The sequence below is a fragment of the Bradyrhizobium sp. 31Argb genome (genome assembly GCF_043638955.1).
Lineage (GTDB): Bacteria > Pseudomonadota > Alphaproteobacteria > Rhizobiales > Xanthobacteraceae > Bradyrhizobium.
The window spans coordinates 13,420-31,784 of the sequence record NZ_JBEGDB010000021.1; the positions used below are offsets into that span (position 1 = coordinate 13,420).

The 18,365-nt window shown below is 61.9% G+C and carries 13 protein-coding genes and 1 pseudogene; 2 read left to right on the plus strand and 12 right to left on the minus strand.

Features of this window, described 5'->3' with window-relative positions:
* The first annotated feature begins 4 nt into the window (after positions 1–4).
* Complete coding sequence (locus tag AAFX91_RS06375; RefSeq protein WP_394565897.1) at positions 5–1,507, plus strand: sugar ABC transporter ATP-binding protein; 1,503 nt, start codon at positions 5–7, stop codon at positions 1,505–1,507.
* Positions 1,508–1,518: 11 nt separating this feature from the next.
* The gene (locus AAFX91_RS06380) at positions 1,519–2,553 is read left to right on the plus strand and encodes an ABC transporter permease (RefSeq protein WP_130579975.1); all 1,035 of its coding nucleotides are present in this window, start codon (positions 1,519–1,521) and stop codon (positions 2,551–2,553) included.
* A 55-nt stretch (positions 2,554–2,608) separates the two neighbouring features.
* Here the strand turns inward: AAFX91_RS06380 and AAFX91_RS06385 are convergent, their stop codons facing one another.
* From AAFX91_RS06385 to nuoL, 12 genes and pseudogenes are all read right to left on the minus strand, one after another.
* Positions 2,609–4,411 carry an NAD(P)/FAD-dependent oxidoreductase gene (locus AAFX91_RS06385; RefSeq protein WP_394565898.1) on the minus strand — a complete coding sequence of 601 codons (1,803 nt, stop codon included), beginning with the start codon at positions 4,409–4,411 and terminating at the stop codon, positions 2,609–2,611.
* Positions 4,412–4,496: 85 nt separating this feature from the next.
* Complete coding sequence (locus AAFX91_RS06390; RefSeq protein ID WP_394565916.1) at positions 4,497–5,573, minus strand: 2,3-butanediol dehydrogenase; 1,077 nt, start codon at positions 5,571–5,573, stop codon at positions 4,497–4,499.
* A gap of 79 nt (positions 5,574–5,652) precedes the next feature.
* The gene (locus AAFX91_RS06395) at positions 5,653–6,714 is read right to left on the minus strand and encodes a hypothetical protein (protein ID WP_394565899.1); all 1,062 of its coding nucleotides are present in this window, start codon (positions 6,712–6,714) and stop codon (positions 5,653–5,655) included.
* Positions 6,715–6,943: 229 nt separating this feature from the next.
* Positions 6,944–7,732 (minus strand): SDR family NAD(P)-dependent oxidoreductase, encoded by a 789-nt coding sequence (locus AAFX91_RS06400; protein WP_394565900.1) that lies wholly within the window; start codon positions 7,730–7,732, stop codon positions 6,944–6,946.
* 174 nt (positions 7,733–7,906) lie between these two features.
* Positions 7,907–9,801 (minus strand): annotated as a pseudogene (locus AAFX91_RS06405) (sigma-54-dependent Fis family transcriptional regulator).
* A 204-nt stretch (positions 9,802–10,005) separates the two neighbouring features.
* Complete coding sequence (locus tag AAFX91_RS06410) at positions 10,006–10,281, minus strand: DUF1467 family protein (protein ID WP_130579981.1); 276 nt, start codon at positions 10,279–10,281, stop codon at positions 10,006–10,008.
* 105 nt (positions 10,282–10,386) lie between these two features.
* Positions 10,387–10,791, minus strand: a complete 405-nt coding sequence (mce, locus tag AAFX91_RS06415) for a methylmalonyl-CoA epimerase (protein WP_130579982.1) — start codon at positions 10,789–10,791, stop codon at positions 10,387–10,389.
* A 56-nt stretch (positions 10,792–10,847) separates the two neighbouring features.
* Positions 10,848–12,518 carry a ribonuclease J gene (locus tag AAFX91_RS06420; protein ID WP_394565901.1) on the minus strand — a complete coding sequence of 557 codons (1,671 nt, stop codon included), beginning with the start codon at positions 12,516–12,518 and terminating at the stop codon, positions 10,848–10,850.
* Positions 12,518–13,330: a biotin--[acetyl-CoA-carboxylase] ligase gene (locus tag AAFX91_RS06425; RefSeq protein WP_394565902.1), complete on the minus strand. Its 813-nt coding sequence runs from the start codon at positions 13,328–13,330 to the stop codon at positions 12,518–12,520. The genes AAFX91_RS06420 and AAFX91_RS06425 overlap by 1 nt, the downstream gene beginning before the upstream one ends.
* Positions 13,331–14,767, minus strand: coding sequence for an NADH-quinone oxidoreductase subunit NuoN (gene nuoN, locus AAFX91_RS06430; protein WP_282528856.1), 1,437 nt, complete (start codon positions 14,765–14,767; stop codon positions 13,331–13,333).
* Between the two features lie 11 nt (positions 14,768–14,778).
* On the minus strand, positions 14,779–16,290 hold the full coding sequence (locus AAFX91_RS06435; RefSeq protein WP_394565903.1) for an NADH-quinone oxidoreductase subunit M: 1,512 nt from the start codon (positions 16,288–16,290) through the stop codon (positions 14,779–14,781).
* On the minus strand, positions 16,290–18,362 hold the full coding sequence (nuoL, locus tag AAFX91_RS06440; protein ID WP_130579986.1) for an NADH-quinone oxidoreductase subunit L: 2,073 nt from the start codon (positions 18,360–18,362) through the stop codon (positions 16,290–16,292). Before nuoL ends, AAFX91_RS06435 begins: the two co-directional genes overlap by 1 nt.
* Positions 18,363–18,365 lie beyond the last annotated feature (3 nt).

Below are 18,365 nucleotides of genomic sequence, written 5' to 3' on the forward strand. Positions count from 1 at the left end.
CCGCATGCCACAGGGACGCTCACCCATCCTCGAACTGAGGGAGATCACGAAGGCTTTCGGCGGTGTCGAAGCGCTTCGTGGGGTCGACTTCGCGCTCTATGCCGGCGAGATCCACGGTCTCGTCGGCGAGAACGGCGCTGGAAAAAGTACGCTGATGAAGATCATCGCCGGCGTGCATCCGGAATTCTCCGGCCACATCGCACTCGACGGGCGCGAGGTCCGTTTCCGCTCGGCACGCGATGCCCATGCGGCCGGCATCGCCATGGTGCATCAGGAGCTCAGCGTCGCGCCCGATCTTTCCGTCGCCGAAAACGTCTTTCTCGGTACCCAGCCGACCAACCGTTTCGGCCTGGTTCAATGGCGGAGAATGGCGCGCGAGGCGGGCGAACAGCTTGCGCGTTTCGGCATCGACGTCGACCCGATGACGCGGCTCGGCGATCTGCCGATTGGCCTGCAGCAACTGATCGAGATCGCCCGCGTGCTGTTTTCCGGCGCCCGCATCATCATCCTGGACGAGCCGACCTCTGCGCTCTCCCCACCCGAGGTCGAGCGGTTGTTCACGACCTTGCGACGGCTGCGCGACGAGGGCACCGGCATCGTCTTCATTTCCCATTTCATCGAGGACATCCTGCGCATCTCCGATACCGTGACTGTGTTCCGCAACGGACGGAAGGTCCACGAAACGGAGGCCGCCGCGACGAGCAAGGCTGCCCTGATCGAAGCGATGATCGGCAAGGGCCGCGAAGCGCTGGAAGAGACCTATGCGCACGACATCACGCTGCCGCCGCGCGGTAACCGCCCCGTGGTCCTGAAGGCCGACGCACTCTCGCTCGCCCGCAGCGTTCAGGACGTCTCGTTCGAGGTGTGCGCCGGCGAAGTGCTCTGCATTTACGGCTTCATGGGGTGCGGTCAGCTCGAATTGGCGCGCGTCCTGTTTGGCAAGATCAAGCCCGATAGCGGCGTGGTGCTCATCGATGGCGACCGTAAAGCCTTCGCCAGCACGGCCGCCGCCCGGCGCGCCGGCATCGCCTTCGTTCCCGAGAGCCGCCGCGCGATGCTGTTCCACCAGGAGCCGGTCTATAAGAACATCTCGATCAGCGTGCTCGATCGGATATCCGCGCTTCTGCTCAAGCCGGCGCGCGAGCGGACGATTGCCGTCCGGCAGGTCGATCAGTTGCAGATCCGCCCTGCGGCGGTCGAGCTCGATCTCGGCATGCTCTCGGGCGGCAATCAGCAGAAGGTCGCGCTCGCCAAATGGCTGAGCTATCCGCCGCGAGTGCTGGTGCTGTGCGAGCCGACCCGCGGCATGGATGTCGGAGCCAAGAACGATGTCATCAACATCGTCCGCGAGCTCAGCGCCAAGGGGCTCGCCATCATCGTGCTCTCGACCGAACCTGAGACGGTGTTGTCGCTGGCCGATCGTATCATTGTCCTGAAGCGTGGCGCCGTGGTGCGCGAGTTTGCGGGTGAGGTGGTCAGCAAGGACCGCCTGCTTGAGGCAGCCTGACGGAGAACAGCATGGCGACCAGCGAAGGAGTGACTGCATCAGTGCATCGCGGTGGACAGCGCAGCGCGGCTGCGATCCTGCGCTCGCAGATGCGCAACATCGCGCCGTTCCTGACCCTGATCTGCCTGAGCGGGTTCTTCGCGATCGCGAGCCCCTCCTTCGCAACCCTCGACAATCTCGGCAACATCCTGACGCAAGTCTCCGTGACCGGCATCATCGCCGTCGGCCTGACCTTCGTGATCCTGTGCGCAGAGATCGATCTCTCGATTGCAGCCATCGCCAACGTCACCGGCATTGCGGTTGCCTATTTCACGCTGCAGGAGTCCTACGTGAACATCGCCAATGTCCCGCTGCCGGGCTGGGCGGCGATCCTCCTGTCATTGGCGCTCTGCGCACTGCTCGGCCTCGTCAATGCGCTGGGGCTGACCGTGATCGGCATCCCCTCTTTCATCATGACGCTGGCGATGATGCAGATCGCGGCCGGCATCTCGGCGCTGCTGGTGCGCGGCCAGATCGCCTACAAGGTGCCGGACCTGGTCACGACGCTCGGTTCCGGCTCGATCGGCGGCATTCCATGGATCGTGATCGTCGCGGCGGTGATGCTGCTCGCCGGCCACCTGGTGCTCACCTACACCCGCTTCGGCCGCTACGTCTACATGGTCGGCGGCAATCGCGAAGCGGCCGAATATTCCGGCCTCAACGTCAAGCTGATCCTCGGCAGCGTGATGGTGATCTCCGCGGTCTGCTCCGGCATTGCCGGCATGCTCGGCGTCGCCCATTTCGGCAGCGCGCAGCAGAACGAATTCGACACCTACCTGCTCGATTCGATCGCCGCTGTGGTGGTCGGCGGCACCAGCCTGTTCGGCGGCCGCGGCGGCATCGGCAACACCATTGTCGGACTGTTCGTATTGGGCGTGCTCAATAACGGCCTCGACCACGTCAATATCGACAGTTTCCTGAAGATCCTGATCCGCGGCCTGATCCTGCTCGCCGCGCTCGTCATCAACGTCTATGCGCAGCGGTTGCGAGCACGGGCGGCGGAGTAGCGAACCGATGGCGTGCGGCGACATGAATCGCCGCACGCCATCGCGTCAATGCACCTCAGGAAAGATGATGGACTTCCTGCAGGCCGTAAACCGGCGTCGCAAGTCCCTCCTTTCGGGCCTTTAGTTGCAATGAAAGATACTGGGAATAGTGGCGCGACTGGTGCAGATTGCCGCCGTGGAACCAGAGACCTTCCTGTTGCGTCGGTTTCCACATGTTGCGCTGTTCGCCTTCCCACGGGCCAGGATCCTTGGTCGTGTTGGAGCCGAGTCCCCAGCATTTGCCGACCTTGTCGGCCACGTCCTTGGAGATCAGGTCCGCGGCCCAACCGTTCATCGAGCCGTAGCCGGTGGCGTAAACGATCAGATCCGCATCCAGCTCGCGGCCATCATCCAACAGAATCGAATGCTCCTTGAGCTCGCGAACGTTCACGCCGCTCACCAGCTTGATCCTTCCATCGGCAACGAGATCGCAGGCTCCGACATCTATGTAATATCCGGAGCCGCGGCGCAGATATTTCATGAACAGGCCGGACTCGTCGTCGCCGAAATCCAGCATGAAGCCGGCCTTTTCCAGCCGCTTGTAGAACGCTTCGTCCTTCTTACGAATGGCGTTGTAAATCGGGATCTGGAATTCGTGCATGATGCGATAGGGGAGCGAGGCGAAAATCAGATCCGCCTTGCGGGTCGTCATGCCTGAGGCGACGGCACGCTCGGAATAGAGATCGCCAAGGCCAATTTCCATCAGCGAGTCCGATTTCACGATGTGGGTTGACGAGCGTTGCAACATCGTCACATCGGCCCCGGCCTCCCAGAGCGCCGCGCAGATATCGTGCGCGGAGTTGTTGGATCCGACGACAACCACCTTCTTTCCCTTGTAGGCGTCCGGTCCCGGATGTTGCGACGAATGCTGCTGCTCGCCCTTGAAAACATCCTGCCCCCTGAACTTCGGGATGTTTGCCTTGCCCGACATCCCGGTCGCCAGCACGAGCTGTTTCGGCTTCAGCACGATCTCCTTGCCGCCACGCTCGACGACGACCGTCCACTCCTTTGCCCTCTCGTCGTACCTGGCGGATTTGCACGTCGTGGAACTCCAGTAGTTCAGCTCCATGACCTTCGTGTACATTTCCAGCCAATCGCCGATCTTGTCCTTCGGCGCGAACACCGGCCAGTTCTCCGGGAACGGGATGTACGGCAAATGATCGTACCAGACGGGATCGTGCAGGCAGAGCGACTTGTAGCGCTTGCGCCAGCTATCGCCCGGCCGCTCGTTCTTCTCGATGATAATGGTCGGCACGCCGAGCTGCCGCAATCGTGCGCCAAGGGCGATGCCGCCCTGACCGCCGCCGACAATAAGGACGTAAGGTTGCGTCTTGATGCCGAGTTCGGCGGTCTCCTGTTCGCGCTTTTCCTTCCAGGTCTTGCGACTAGGGTCGCTGCCGTGCTCGGCCCCCATGGGCCGCATCGGCCCTTTCGGCTCCTCGTGGCCTTTCAGTTCCGTCAAGGTCGTGAGCAGCGTCCATATCAGCCCGTTCTTCAGCCGGATATGGCCGTAGCCACGCGCCACTTCGGTCTCGAATTCAAACCAACCATCCGCGACGCCGTCGGCTTCGCTCGCGGGATTGCTTGGATCCTGACGAAAATGGCGCGGTTTGATGCCGGCGAGCTGCGTCGTCAACATCTCCCGGATCTGGCCCTGGCCTTCCATGGTGCGCAGGTTCCAGGTGAAGGCCACGAGATCGCGCCAGTAGCAGTCGGCCTGAAACAGATTCACCGCGACATCAATCTCGCCGCTGGCGAGCGCGTCCTCCAGCTTACCGAGGGCAGCCTCCACCTTGGTGTGAGGGCTATTGTCCAGCATAGTCGTCTCCTCTCTCTTGTATTTGGTAATGTCAGTCAATGCGGCGCTCGCCATGCCTGGCGAGCGACCGCGCCTTTCGCAGAAGCTATTTCGTCAGATCGATCAGGATTTTCAGATGCTGACCGGCAGGATCGAGCAGCACGTCGAAACCCTCTCCGACCGCCTGATCCAGCGTGATCTTCTTGGTCACCACCTTCTTCGCCGGAAGCAGACCGGTGCTGATCAGCCTGATAACACGCGGCCAGTAATACGTCGGATAGGCCCACGAGCCGCGTATATCGATGTCCTTGAAGGTGACCTGGAACCAGTCGAGCGGATTTTCGTGGGGATGAAGACCGGTCTGCACCACCACCCCCTGCTTCCGCACCGCGTCCGTGCAAGCTTTGAGAGCCTGCTCGTTGCCGACGCATTCGATCGCGACGTCGCAGCCGACATTGCCTTCGCTCAACGAGTGGACCACATCGCCGGGATTGTCGCGCTTCGGATTAATGGTGACGACGTCAGGCAAGATGGACTTGGCGAATTTCAGTCGCGCGTCGTTGATATCTGAAACGAAAAGCTGAGCAGCACCCGCCGCCCGCGCAGCCAGCAGCGTCAATATCCCGATTGGGCCCGCGCCGGTTACCAGCACGCTGTTGCCTGCCGTCACGCCACCGCGGTCGCAGGCGTAGACGGCCACCGCCGTCGGCTCAACAAGCGCAGCTTCCTCATCAGTCATCTCGTCCGGGATCTTCTCAACGTTATATTCGTTGAGTAGGGCATATTCCGCCATTCCGCCGGACACCCAGCTCAGCCCCGCCAATGCAAGTTGCGAACTGAGATGGAAGAGACCGCGGTCGGCGAAATAGTCGCCGGAGCGTGGCATGATCAACGGCTGAACCGATATGCGGTCGCCCGGCTTTACCGATGTGACGCCCTTCCCGACCGCTTCGACCACGCCGCCGAATTCATGACCGAGAACCTGCGGCCCGCTGGCGCCTGTAAACGGATGCGGTTCGACGGGGATGAAGATCGGCCCGTAAGCATACTCGTGCAGGTCAGTGCCGCAGATACCGACGAAGCGGTTCCGGATCAGCACCTGAGCTGTGGCAGGCGTTTCCGATGGTATTGGAATCGTATCGAGACGCAGATCTTTGGCTGCATGAAATCGTAAGGCTTTCATTCTTTGCTCCTGTAAGTATTTGCGTTGGTGGTTTGCTGCATATGATCGCGAGTTGCCCAGTTCGGCGCCTCTCTCATCCTCACGGGACATCGTCCCAAGAACCTGGCGTCCTCTGTCCCTTCCAGAGATAGGGCTCAGCCAGGCCGTAGCCGAACAGCATCGGAACGATGAAGGACCAGTGCGTGCCCATGTAGCCGTAGGTGAAGGCTTCACTGATGTTGCCGAAAACCGGCCCGATCAGGTCGAACAAGAGTTTCGTCACCAGATAGGCGAGCAAGAGGCAAAAGCCGGACGCCGCCAATCCACCCCACGGCATGGGAATCTGGGAGAACGGCCAGTTGTGAATGGGGATCAAAACGCCATAGGTAACCGAGCAGGCGACCATGAACCACAGCAGCCAGTATTGATCGTCGGTGAAGTATCCGATGGACCAGAAATTCCCGACGCCGGGCTTAGCGGAATCCCACAGCCCCAAGTAGCGGCTGACCCATAGGCAGAGAAGCACGGTCAGGAAGAGGATCGCCATCTGCGTAAACCCGCGACCCGGTTGTTTCATCCCCCGCGTCCAGTATGCGAGGAGTCCCGTAGCGGCCCCCATCTGCACGAAGGGAAACCACCAAGCCGGTATCCACCGTACCACCGAGCTCGTGACGAGATAGGTGCAGAAGCCGATCAGAACCAGCAGAATGAAAAACTGCCGGTACGGCGGCATACCCGCCACGATCCAGTTCTCACCCGTGAATGAAAAGAACGCCAGAAAGAAGAAGATGCATCCGACGATCGGAAATATCCAATCCGCGCCAAGCCCGCTCCAGTAGATCGACTTTGCCGATAGCCAGCCCAAGACCCACGAAGCTGCAACGATGACAAATCCGCGCGCGAGATTGCTCTTGATTCGATCAAACGGCCAGCCGCAACATACGATCGACAGCAGGGCCCACCACAGACTGAGCAATTGCCAGGTGACGTTATGTAGCCAGAACATCTGGCTGATCTGATCGCTGCTCCATGGTCCGATCGGCATCGCCTTGACGATCAGGTTGACGATGAAACACGAAAGAATGGTGAGCCCGTAGACCAACGCCAATCCCTTGACCGACGAATTTAGCCGGAATGGCGCAACCTCGATCGCATACTGCATGTTTGTTTCCCTCCTGGAGCCTTTCCGGCGTTGATGGAATCAAGCCGGGGTTCTGGTTTTTGTTTTGATGCGATTTCTTCGCGAACCGCTTTCCACAAACGCACTAGTGTCCCGAGTCCAGAGTTCGCTTCATTTCACGGCGTCGCCTTTGCTAGTCCTTTCATTGCAGCGACAGAAAACGCCGCTCCATTTGTCGCGGCGAGGCCCGACGCCTCAGCTCGGCGCGACCTCAGATAAGAACCATGCCTCCGTCGACGACGAGACTTTGGCCGGTCATGTAGTCGGATGCGGATGACGCCAGGAATCGCGCAACACCACAGAGATCGTCCGCCGCGGATGGACGCCCGAGCAAAATCCCGGCAGAGAACGTCTCGAAGGCTTCGTTGTCGCGCGAGGTCAACCCCTCGTCCTTGAAGCCCTTGTCGATGAGCTTCCACATGTCCGTCGCCACGACACCCGGACAGATCGCATTGACGTTGATCTTCTGAGCTCCGAAGGCGCGGGCCGCCGCCTGCGTCAACGCCACGACGCCGAACTTGCTGGCCGAATAGTGAGCCAGCGGCTCATAACCCTGCTTGCCCGCGATGGAGGCGGTTTTGATGATCTTGCCGCCGTGGCCCTGCGCGATCATCTGCTTGATCGCCTCCTGCATGCAGATGAGAACGCCAAGACCGTTGGTATCCATGACCCTGCGCCAATCCTGTTCGGTGATGGACAGGAACGGCTTCGTCTGCGCTATGCCCGCATTGTTGAAGATCACATCCAGCTTGCCGTGCGCCTTCACCGTCGCGGCGATCATGGCCTTGACGCTGTCGCGGTCGGTGACATCGACGCGGACGGCGATCGCCTTGCCACCTGCGGCGCGAATTCCTTCCGCGACTGTCGAAGCATTGCCTTCGTCAATGTCCGCGATCGTCAGCAGTGCCCCATCCGCCGCAAGGCCGCGTGCGATGGCTTCGCCGATGCCGCGGCCGGATCCGGTCACGACAATCGCGCGCCCCTCGAGATCGAATGACATGAAAATCCTCCCATTTGCTGTTGCACTCTTACGAATGCTTGCAAATGAAAGGAGCAATCGCCGTGCCAACGGCAAAACCCGAAGAAATCCTTCGTTTTCAGGTGAAACAGGGAGCGCTACTGTTGCAAGGCCTGCAACAGATGCCACACCTGTTGCAGTCTCACCGCGACAACTTCAGGTAGGTTGGTTCAAACCGTATCGTTTGATTTGACGATGAACGGTGGACCGGTCGACACCCAGCCTGCGCGCGGCTTCCGAAACATTCCCGCCGCAGGCCGCAAGCACCGTTTCCAGCATCGTTTTCTGCGAATGCGGTTCTTTCGCCTGTGCGACGCCGATCGTTTTCAGCAAGGCCTCGGGAAGATCGTGAGGTTCGATGACTCCATTTTGGCAGAGCGCTGCGGCGACTGAGATAACATTGTCCAGCTCACGGATATTGCCAGGCCAGGCGTATGCCTCAAGCGCATCGAGCGCTGCCGGGGACACGGCCAGCGAGCCTTCCTTCGCCCGATGCCTCTCCACGATCTTGCCCAGAAGCCACGCAAAGTCAGATCGCCCTCGCAACGGAGGCAAGAAAAGCGTTGCGGCGTTCAACCGGTAAAACAAGTCCTCGCGAAAACGTCCGTCCTTCACGAGCGTTTCGATCATGCGGTGAGAGGCGGAGATCACGCGAACATCGACCGGCTTCGGACGGGTCGCACCGATCGGCATCAGCTCCTTCTCCGCGAGCACACGCAACAACCGGCTCTGGAGCGGTAGCGGCATGTCACCGATCTCGTCGAGGAACAACGTGCCGCCGTCAGCCTCTTCAATCAGACCCTTGCGGCCCTTGGCGTTGGCCCCGGTGAACGCCCCGGAACATGACCGAACAATTCGCCTTCGATCAACTGCTCGGGAATCGCCGCACAATTGACGGCTACAAACCTGCCCTTGACGGCGCTGCTGTCATGGATCGCACGGGCGAGATATTCCTTGCCCGTCCCCGTTTCACCCTGAATGAGGATCGACAATGGCCTTGCGGCGAGTTTTGCAGCCTTGACCTGAAGAACTCCGATTTGCGGATCGCCTCGGCCGAGATCGCGCAACGAGGCTGGAATCTCGTGCCGGACGCTTGTAGGCGCGCGCACGGCGATGTTCGGTTCGATCGCATGGGCAAACAGCGCGTTGCCATCGCGGGCAAAGACGAGGCGATCCTGCGTCCGGCGTTGCCGTGTCAAATTCGGCAGGTCGTTGATATCAATTTCAAAGAAGCGTGAAATCGGCTGCCCGATCAGATCGCCGGACTGGCGCCAGTCGCGGCTCACGGAACGCGCCAAGATCTTGGCGCCACCATTGGTCATCCCGATGATGCGTCCAGATCCGTCGATGGAAATGGCCGCCTCGGGATCGACGTCCAGAAATTCCGGCGACCGGGCGAAGCGCAGCACCCACTCCCGGCTTGCCTGCGCCATCAAGTTGGCTAGCTCGATACGCCGCACGGTCGCCGTGACCAGGTGCAACGCGAGATTCTGGCTTGCCTTCTTGATGGGAGAACTCAGGAGCGAAATGTCGAGCACCGCCGCGAGCGCCCCCCGAACATCGTAGATCGGCGCAGCAGTGCAGGACAGCGGCGTGTGCGTATTATCGAAATGATCGGTCTGATGAATGCTTAGCGCATCCCCACTTTCGATGCAGGCGCCGACGGCACAGGTTCCTGCCCGGGATTCCGACCACTCGGAACCAAGATAGAGCCCCGCCTTGCGCAGATTATTGTCGAACAGCGGATCTCCAAGAAATTCGACCGTCACGCCCTGGCGATCCGAGAGCAGCAGCACATAATTTTGGCCGGCGACCTGCCGAAACAGGTTCTCAAGTCCAGACCGCGCGATCGATATGAGTTCTTCCGACTGCTGACGGTGTTCACGCAACTCGGTATCGGGCACGATATAGGCTTCGCAAGCCTGTGCCGGATCGAGCCGGTGTTGGTTGATGCAGCGCAGCCAGCTCTGCACAACAATATCATCACGGTTGGTTGCCGCGCCGAGACTGACGCTTTCGATTTCGCGGATATGGTCAGAATGCGAAAACATGCGACAATCCGGGCTGCCTCCCAACGGCCACGACCATATTTTCTCTTTTTTCCCAGGCCGGGCAGTCTGCACGAGTTTGGTCGAATGTAAACCTGCTTCCAGCGGGATCAGCTCGCGTCAAGCGCCTGTGTCCGCTGCATCGCACAGCAGCATTTTCAAACAGATCCGGACCGGTCACTGGACTAGTCTAAAAAACAACGTGCGCTAAAATGGCGTACCCATCAGCTTCGACAATCTTTCGATGCTGAGATAGCCGGCGTTGTAGGCCCACATCGCAACAGCAAAAATGACCGCCGAGATCAGCGTGGTCCAGAGCAGCTTGCGGCCCATCCGCGCCATGATCGGCGCGCCGGGATCGGTGCCTTCAACACCCCCGCCCTCCTCGTGCTGGCTGCGCACGCCGAACGGCAGCGTCAGGAACAGCACGACCCACCACAAGACGAAGTAGATCGCGAATGCGGTTGAGATGCTGTAGGCCATGCTCTACGTTTTCAAGCGAAGTGGATGCCGGTTCGCGTCAAGAAAACGCGCCAAAGTAGAAGCTAGAGCCTGATCGATTCTGATGCAATCAGAACCAATCCGGCGCTACGCCTGCTCGATCTCGACCAGCGCACCGGAAAAATCCTTCGGGTGGAAGAACAGCACCGGCTTGCCGTGGGCGCCGATCTTGGGCTGGCCGTCGCCGAGCACGCGCGCGCCTTCGCCGATCAGCCGGTCGCGCGCGGCGATGATGTCGGGCACGTCATAGCAGACGTGATGGATGCCGCCGTCGGCATTGCGGTCGACGAATTTTGCGATCGGCGAAGCATCGCCGAGCGGCTCGATGAACTCGATCTTGGTGTTGGGCAAGGTCACGAACACGGTGATGACGCCGTGCTCCGGCAACGGCACCGCATCCGAAATCTCGGCGCCGAATGCCGTGCCGTAGATCTTGGCCGCCTTCTTGGCGTCCTTGACCGCTATCGCGACGTGGTTGAGCCGGCCCAGCATGTTGTCTCTCCCTCGTAGTTACGCTTGTTCTTGTCGCCGCCTTCGCCGAACAGGCGTCAGACCACCAACACGTGAACGAGGCAGATCGGCTTCTTCCCCCAATGCTCGTTCACGGTCCCGCGCACGGCGCGGCGCACCGATTCCGCGACCGAATCCGGATCGCGCCGGCGCGCCCGTGGCAGGCTTTCCACCGTCGATACCACCACATCGAACACGATCTCGTCGAGCGCCTCGCCCGCGGTATTTTTCTCCGGCACGCCGACCAGGTCGACCTCCGGATCCTCGGCCAATTCCCCCTGCGCCGTCATGGCGATCGCAACGAAGGCACAGCCGGCAAATCCCAACCGCCGCCGCTCGACCACGGCGCGCGACTTGGCGTCCTCCAGAATGATGCCGTCCTTGTAGAGGCGCCCCGAGGGCAGCTCAGCGATGATCCCGGGCTCGCCGGGCCCGAGCTTGACCAGGTCGCCGTTGCGGCACTCGATGACTCTTGGCACGCCCGCGGCACGCGCGAGCTTGGCGTGCTCGTGCAGATGCAGCGCCTCGCCATGCACGGGGATCAGAACTTGCGGCCGCACCCAGGAGAGCATGTCGCGCACTTCGTCGCGGCGCGGGTGGCCGGAGACGTGGACCAGATGGTCGCGGTCGGTGATGACCTCGATACCCTGCTCGACCAGGTCGTTGATGATCGATCCGACCGCCTTCTCGTTGCCGGGAATGGTGCGGGAGGAGAAAATCACGCAATCGCCCTTGTTGAGCGTGATCTCGGGATGATCGTCCTTGGCGATCCGCGCCAGCGCCGCGCGCGGCTCGCCCTGGCTGCCGGTGCAGATCGCCAGCACCCTGTCGGGCGGGAAATGGCCGTAGAGATCGGGCCCGCGGAAATTCTGCACGCCATCGAGGTAGCCGGTCTCACGCGCGACCTGGACCACGCGGTCCATGGCGCGGCCGACCACCACGACCTCGCGGTCCGCCACCCGCGCAGCGTCGGCAACCGCCTTGATGCGAGCGACGTTGGAGGCAAAGGTCGTCACTGCGACGCGCCCCTTCGCGCCTTTCACCAGTTCGGCGATGGTCTTCGACACCTCGGCTTCCGAGGGCGAACGCCCGTCGCGCACGGCGTTGGTGGAATCGCCGACCAGCGCCAGCACGCCGGCGTCACCAAGCTCGCGCAAGCGTTTCTCATCGGTCGGCGGACCGACGGTCGGCGTGGGGTCGAGCTTCCAGTCGCCGGTGTGCAAGACCGTGCCGACCTCGGTGTGGATCGCGAGCGCATGCGACTCGGGAATCGAATGCGCGACCGGGATGAATTCGACATTGAACGGGCCGATATCGACGCGCCCGCCAGAGGGCACCACGGTGATCGGGATTTTCGGCGGGTTGCGCTCGGCGGCGCATTTGGCCTCGAACAGCGCCGCGCTGAACTTGGTCGCGTAGATCTTGCACTGCAGCTTCGGCCAGAGATCGATGATGGCGCCGAAGTGGTCCTCATGGGCGTGCGTCAGCACGAGGCCCATCAGGTTCTGCTGTTCCTTCTCCAGGAACGAGATGTCGGGCATGATCAGGTCGATGCCGGGCAGATGCTCCTCGTCGCCGAAGGAGACGCCGAGATCGACCGCGAGCCAGGACCGCTGGTGGCGGTTGCCGAGCCCATAGATCGACAGGTTCATGCCGATCTCGCCGACGCCGCCGAGCGGCGCAAAAGTCAGTTCATCCGGCCGCGCCATCAGGCCGATCCCACCGAGGCCGTCGTGCCGAAATAGACCTCGCCTGCGGTTACGGGGAAGTGCTTGCCGTCGGGCAGCCGGATAATCATGCAACCTGTCTCATCGATGGTGTCGAACGTGCCTTCGAGAATAGCGTTCCCCGTCCGAATCGCCACATTCTCCCCCAGCCGGGCGGCACGCTCGAGCCAAAGCTGACGGATTTCCGCAAAGCCGCGGCCATTGTCCCAAATGCCGCGGAATTCCACCCAGGCGTCCGAAAGCGCGGCAAACAGCTCCTCGGCGCTGACATGCACGCCAAGAGCAGCGAGCGAGGTCGCGGGCGTCGGCGTGCCCTCTGGCGCCCCCACGACATTGGTGCCGATGCCGACCACGACGGCAAGGCCGCCGCCGGCCACGATCTCGGCCTCGAGCAGGATGCCGGCGAGCTTCTTGTCCCCGGCCAGCACGTCGTTCGGCCATTTCAGCGAGAACTTCAGCGCATCCGCCCGGCCCAGACGCAGCACTGCCTCGACACTCACTTTCTGCAGCGCCGCCTCCAGCGACAGCCCCGCGGCAAAGCCGAGCGTCGCCGCGACCGCGGGCGCCACGTCCACCACCTCGAGGATGCTGCTGGCGAGATTGCCGCGCGGCGCGATCCAGGCCCGCTGCCGCCGGCCGCGCCCCGCCGTCTGCTCCGGCGTGACGAACCAAATCGGCCCCCGCTCGCCTTCGCGGGCGCGGGTTAGAGCTTCCGCATTGGTCGAGCCGATCTGGTCAAAGGCGGCTAGCCTGTAGCCGGCGGAAGTGGCGCGATGACCAAGCGTGAACGGCATCTAGAACAGCGACTTCGCCGCGGCGGTCGCAACGCTGACCAGCGGTCCCGGATAGGCAAAAAAGAAGATGTTGAAGAGGCCCGCGACTGCCAGCACCCCGCGCAACTCGATCCGGACCGGGTCGAGCTTGCCGACCGGCTCGTCGAAATACATCGTCTTGATGATGGCGAGATAGTAGTAGGCGCCCACCACACTGGTGAGCACGCCGATGACGGCGAGCGTGAACAGGTTGGCCTTGATCGCTGCGACGAACACGTACCACTTGGCGAAGAAGCCCGCGAGCGGCGGAATGCCGGCAAGCGAGAACAAGAGCATCGCGAAGAAGAAGGCGAGCAGCGGATTGGTGCGCGAGAGCCCGGCAAAATCGCTGATCTGCTCGACCGCCTGCCCATTGCGCTTCATGGCAAGGATGATCGCGAACGAGCCTAGCGTCATCGCGACATAGATCGCGATGTACATCAGCACGCCCTGCGCGCCTTCCACCGTACCGGCGGCGAGCCCGACCAGCGCAAAGCCCATGTGGCCGATCGAGGAATAGGCCATCAGGCGCTTGATGTTCTTCTGCCCGATCGCGGCGAACGAGCCGAGCGCCATCGAGGCGATGGAGACGAACACCAGGATCTGCTGCCATTGCGGCACGATGCCGGGGAATGCGGTCAGCGTCGCCCGCGTGAACACTGCCATCGCCGCGACCTTGGGTGCGGAGGCGAAGAACGCCGTGACCGGCGTCGGCGCGCCCTCATAGACGTCAGGCGTCCACATGTGGAACGGCACCGCCGAGACCTTGAAGCAGAGGCCCGCGAGCAGGAACACCAGCCCGAACACGATGCCGGGCGTGCCGGTCGTGGCCGCCGCCGCGATGCCGGCGAAGCTGACGGTGCCGGTGAAGCCATAGATCAGCGAGGCGCCATAGAGCAGCATGCCCGAGGAAAGCGCGCCCAGCACGAAATATTTGAGGCCGGCTTCGGTTGACTTGGCGTTGTCACGGTGGCTGGCGGCGACGACGTAGAGCGCGAGGCTCATCAGCTCAAGGCCGAGATAGAGCGCGATCAGGTCGCCCGCCGAGATCAGCACCATCATGCCGAGGGTGGAGAGCAGCACCAGGATCGAATACTCGAAGATGCGGCGCGACGGATCGGACAGGAATTCCGTCGACAGGATCAGGGTTGCGGCCGAGCCGATCAGCGCGAGTATCTTCAGGAAGCGGGCAAAGTCGTCGACGATGAAGCTGCCGCCGAAGGTCACAAGCTTGCCGGACGGCAGCATCAGTATGAGCACGCCGGTGAGGATCAGCAGCAACGTCGCAAGCGTGGTCACGAGCCGGGTCGTCCCCTGCCCGCGATAGGCCCCGATCATCAACAGCACCATCGAGCCGACCGCGAGCACGAGCTCGGGCAGCACCGGCTGCAACTGATAACCTGCACTCGAGAAGCTCATGGGTTAAGGCCTTACTGGAGCAGCGCGGCTGCCTTCACGGCAGTCACGGCGGTGGTGTAATTATTGACGAGCTGCTGGACCGAAGCCTCGGACATGTCGAGCACCGGCTTTGGATAGACGCCGAACAGGATGGTCAGCGCCACCAGCGGGAACAGGATCAGGCATTCGCGCGCCGTCAGATCCTTGATGCTCATCAGGGACGGCTTGACCAGCGCGCCGAACACCACCTTGCGATAGAGCCACAAGGCATAGGCCGCGGACAGGATCACGCCGGTGGTCGCAAGCACCGTGGTCGGCAGCGACACCTTGAAGGTGCCGAGCAGCGTCATGAACTCGCCGATGAAGCCACTGGTCCCGGGCAGGCCGACATTGGCCATGGTGAAGACCATGAACACCAGCGCATAGAGCGGCATCCGGTTCACCAGGCCGCCATAGGCGGCGATCTCGCGGGTATGCATGCGATCGTAGACGATGCCGACGCAGAGGAACAGCGCGCCGGAGACGATGCCGTGGGAGATCATCTGGAACACGCCGCCGGCGACGCCCTGCATGGTCCCGGCGAAAACGCCCATGGTGACGAAGCCCATATGGGCGACGGACGAATAGGCGATCAGCTTCTTGATGTCCTCCTGCATCAGGGCCACCAGCGAGGTGTAGATGATGGCGATGACGGACAGCGTGAAGACCAGCGGCGCGAAGTCGTGCGACGCCAGCGGGAACATCGGCAGCGAGAAGCGCAGGAAGCCGTAGCCGCCCATCTTCAGAAGGATTGCGGCCAGGATCACCGACCCCGCGGTCGGAGCCTCGACATGGGCGTCAGGCAGCCAGGTGTGCACCGGCCACATCGGCATCTTCACCGCAAAGGAGGCAAAGAACGCGAGCCAAGCCCACTTCTGCAGGTTGTGCGGCACGGCAGTGTGCATCAGGGTCGGAATGTCGGTCGTGCCCGCATTCCAGTACAGCGCCATGATGGCAAGCAGCATCAGCACCGAGCCGAGCAGCGTGTAGAGGAAGAACTTGAAGGAGGCATAGACCCGGCGCGGGCCGCCCCAGACGCCGATGATCAGGAACATCGGGATCAGGCCGCCTTCGAAGAACAGGTAGAACAGCACGAGGTCGAGCGCCGAGAAGGTGCCGACCATCAGCGTTTCCAGGATCAGGAACGCCATCATGTATTCGCTCACGCGCTGCGTGACCGATTTCCAGCTCGCGATGATGCAGAACGGCATGACCGCGGTGGTCAGGATCAGCAACGGCAGCGAGATGCCGTCGATGCCCATGTGGTAGTTGATGCCGGTGGCGAGCCACGACGCCTTCTCGACAAACTGGAAGTCGGCGTTCGCCGGATCGAACCGCACCACCAGGATCAACGAAATCAGGAAGGTGATCAGCGTGGTCCACAGCGAAATCCAGCGGGCGTTGCGGTTTGCCGCTTCATCCCCGCCCCGTGCGAGCAGATAGACCAAGAGCGCGCCGAGCGCCGGCAGGAAGGTAACAACGGAAAGGATAGGCCAGGTCGTCATCACTGGCCTCCCAGGCCGAACATGAACCAGGTGATCAGGCCGGCGACGCCAATCAGCATCGCGAAGGCGTAGTGGTAGAGATAGCCGGTCTGGATCTTCACGGCGTTACGGGCGACGTCGAGCACACGCGCCGACACGCCATCCGGTCCGAAGCCGTCGATGATGGCGCCGTCACCCTTCTTCCAGAGGGTGTAGCCGATCCACTTCGCGGGCCGCACGAAGATCAGATCGTACAGCTCGTCGAAATACCACTTGTTGAGCAGGAATTGGTAAAGCATCGGCTGCTGCTTGGCGAGTTCGACCGGCAGATACGGCCGGCTGATGTAGAAGAGATACGAGATCAGGAAGCCCAGCACCATCATGACGGTCGGCAGGAAGGCGATGCTCTCGGGGATATGGTGCATTTCCTCGATGATATGCGGGTTCATCTTCACGGAGTCGCGGAAGAACTCCTCGATGCCGTGGCCCGCGAACAATTCCTTGAACGGGAAGCCGGCCACGATCGAGCCGACCGCGAGCACGCCGATCGGGATCAGCATCCAGATCGGGCTCTCATGCGCAGCCTCGTAATGCTCCTCGTCATGCGGCGTACCGTGGAAGGTCTTGAAGATCAGGCGCCAGGAATAGAACGAGGTCAGGAGGGCAGCGAAGACGGTCAGCAGAAAGCCGTAGAACGCGAACGGATTGTGCGAGGCATAGGCCGACTCGATGATCGCGTCCTTGGAGAAGTAGCCCGCGGTCAGCGGGAATCCGGTCAGCGCCAGCGTGCCGACCACCATCACCGCGTAGGTATAGGGGATCTTTCGCCACAGCCCGCCCATGTTGCGGATGTCCTGTTCGTGATGCATCGCGTAGATCACGGAGCCAGAGCCCAAGAACAGCAGCGCCTTGAAGAAGGCATGGGTGAACAGATGGAACATGCCGACCGAATAGGCCCCCGCTCCCATCGCCACGAACATGTAGCCGAGCTGGGAACAGGTTGAATAGGCGACGATGCGCTTGATGTCGTTCTGTACCAGACCGATGGTCGCGGCAAAGAACGCGGTGGTCGCGCCGAAGAACATCACCACGGCCTGCGCGTTCGGTGCCAGCTCGAACAGCGGCGACAGCCGCGCCACCATGAAGACGCCGGCGGTCACCATGGTCGCGGCATGGATCAGGGCCGAGACCGGGGTCGGGCCTTCCATCGCGTCCGGCAACCAGGTGTGCAGCAGGAACTGCGCCGATTTGCCCATCGCGCCCATGAACAAGAGAACGCACGTCAGCGTCAGCGCATCGACATGCCAGCCGAAGAAATTGATGGTCTTGCCGGTCAGGCCTGCGGCGCCGCCGAAGATGGTGTCGAAATCAGTCGAGCCGATCAGCGCGAACACCGCGAAGATGCCGAGCAAAAAGCCGAAATCGCCCACCCGGTTGACGATGAAGGCCTTGATCGCGGCGGCGTTGGCCGACGGTTTCTGATACCAGAAGCCGATCAACAGGTAGCTCGCCAGGCCCACGCCTTCCCAGCCGAAGAACATCTGCACCAGATTGTCCGCGGTCACCAGCATCAGCATCGCGAAGGTGAACAGCGACAAATAGGCGAAGAAGCGCGGCCGGTACGGATCCTCGTCCATGTAGCCGATGGAATAGAGGTGCACGAGCGAGGACACGGTGTTGACGACGACGAGCATCACCGCGGTCAGCGTGTCGATCCGGAGCGCCCAGGAAACCTGCAAGTCGCCGGAGGTGATCCACGGAAATAGCGTGACGCGGGCGTCGTGGTGCAGGAAGCCGACATCGACCAGTGCGAACCAGGACAGCGCAGCCGAGACGAACAACAGTCCGGTCGTGATCAGTTCGGCCGCGCGGGAGCCGGCGGCAGGCGGTTCGGCAGCATGATGATCGTCATGGCCGTGATCATCATGACCGTGCGCGTCATGGGCTTCGGCAGCGTGAGCGTCCGCGCCATGCCCGTCATCGTGATGCTCGACGGTGTCGCCGCTCGGATTGCGTCCATGCGCGCCGACGATCGCAATCAGGCCGGCAAGAATGGCGCCGAGCAGCGGCAGAAAGACGATTGCCTGGTACATCGG

Excerpts from the sequence above, each read along its gene's own strand:
- AAFX91_RS06375 (WP_394565897.1), top strand. The coding sequence starts at position 5 with ATGCCACAGGGACGCTCACCCATCCTCGAACTGAGGGAGATCACGAAG.
- AAFX91_RS06380 (WP_130579975.1), top strand. The coding sequence starts at position 1,519 with ATGGCGACCAGCGAAGGAGTGACTGCATCAGTGCATCGCGGTGGACAG.
- AAFX91_RS06385 (WP_394565898.1), bottom strand. The coding sequence starts at position 4,411 with ATGCTGGACAATAGCCCTCACACCAAGGTGGAGGCTGCCCTCGGTAAG.
- AAFX91_RS06390 (WP_394565916.1), bottom strand. The coding sequence starts at position 5,573 with ATGAAAGCCTTACGATTTCATGCAGCCAAAGATCTGCGTCTCGATACG.
- AAFX91_RS06395 (WP_394565899.1), bottom strand. The coding sequence starts at position 6,714 with ATGCAGTATGCGATCGAGGTTGCGCCATTCCGGCTAAATTCGTCGGTC.
- AAFX91_RS06400 (WP_394565900.1), bottom strand. The coding sequence starts at position 7,732 with ATGTCATTCGATCTCGAGGGGCGCGCGATTGTCGTGACCGGATCCGGC.
- AAFX91_RS06410 (WP_130579981.1), bottom strand. The coding sequence starts at position 10,281 with ATGGCCTACAGCATCTCAACCGCATTCGCGATCTACTTCGTCTTGTGG.
- mce (WP_130579982.1), bottom strand. The coding sequence starts at position 10,791 with ATGCTGGGCCGGCTCAACCACGTCGCGATAGCGGTCAAGGACGCCAAG.
- AAFX91_RS06420 (WP_394565901.1), bottom strand. The coding sequence starts at position 12,518 with ATGGCGCGGCCGGATGAACTGACTTTTGCGCCGCTCGGCGGCGTCGGC.
- AAFX91_RS06425 (WP_394565902.1), bottom strand. The coding sequence starts at position 13,330 with ATGCCGTTCACGCTTGGTCATCGCGCCACTTCCGCCGGCTACAGGCTA.
- nuoN (WP_282528856.1), bottom strand. The coding sequence starts at position 14,767 with ATGAGCTTCTCGAGTGCAGGTTATCAGTTGCAGCCGGTGCTGCCCGAG.
- AAFX91_RS06435 (WP_394565903.1), bottom strand. The coding sequence starts at position 16,290 with ATGACGACCTGGCCTATCCTTTCCGTTGTTACCTTCCTGCCGGCGCTC.
- nuoL (WP_130579986.1), bottom strand. The coding sequence starts at position 18,362 with ATGTACCAGGCAATCGTCTTTCTGCCGCTGCTCGGCGCCATTCTTGCC.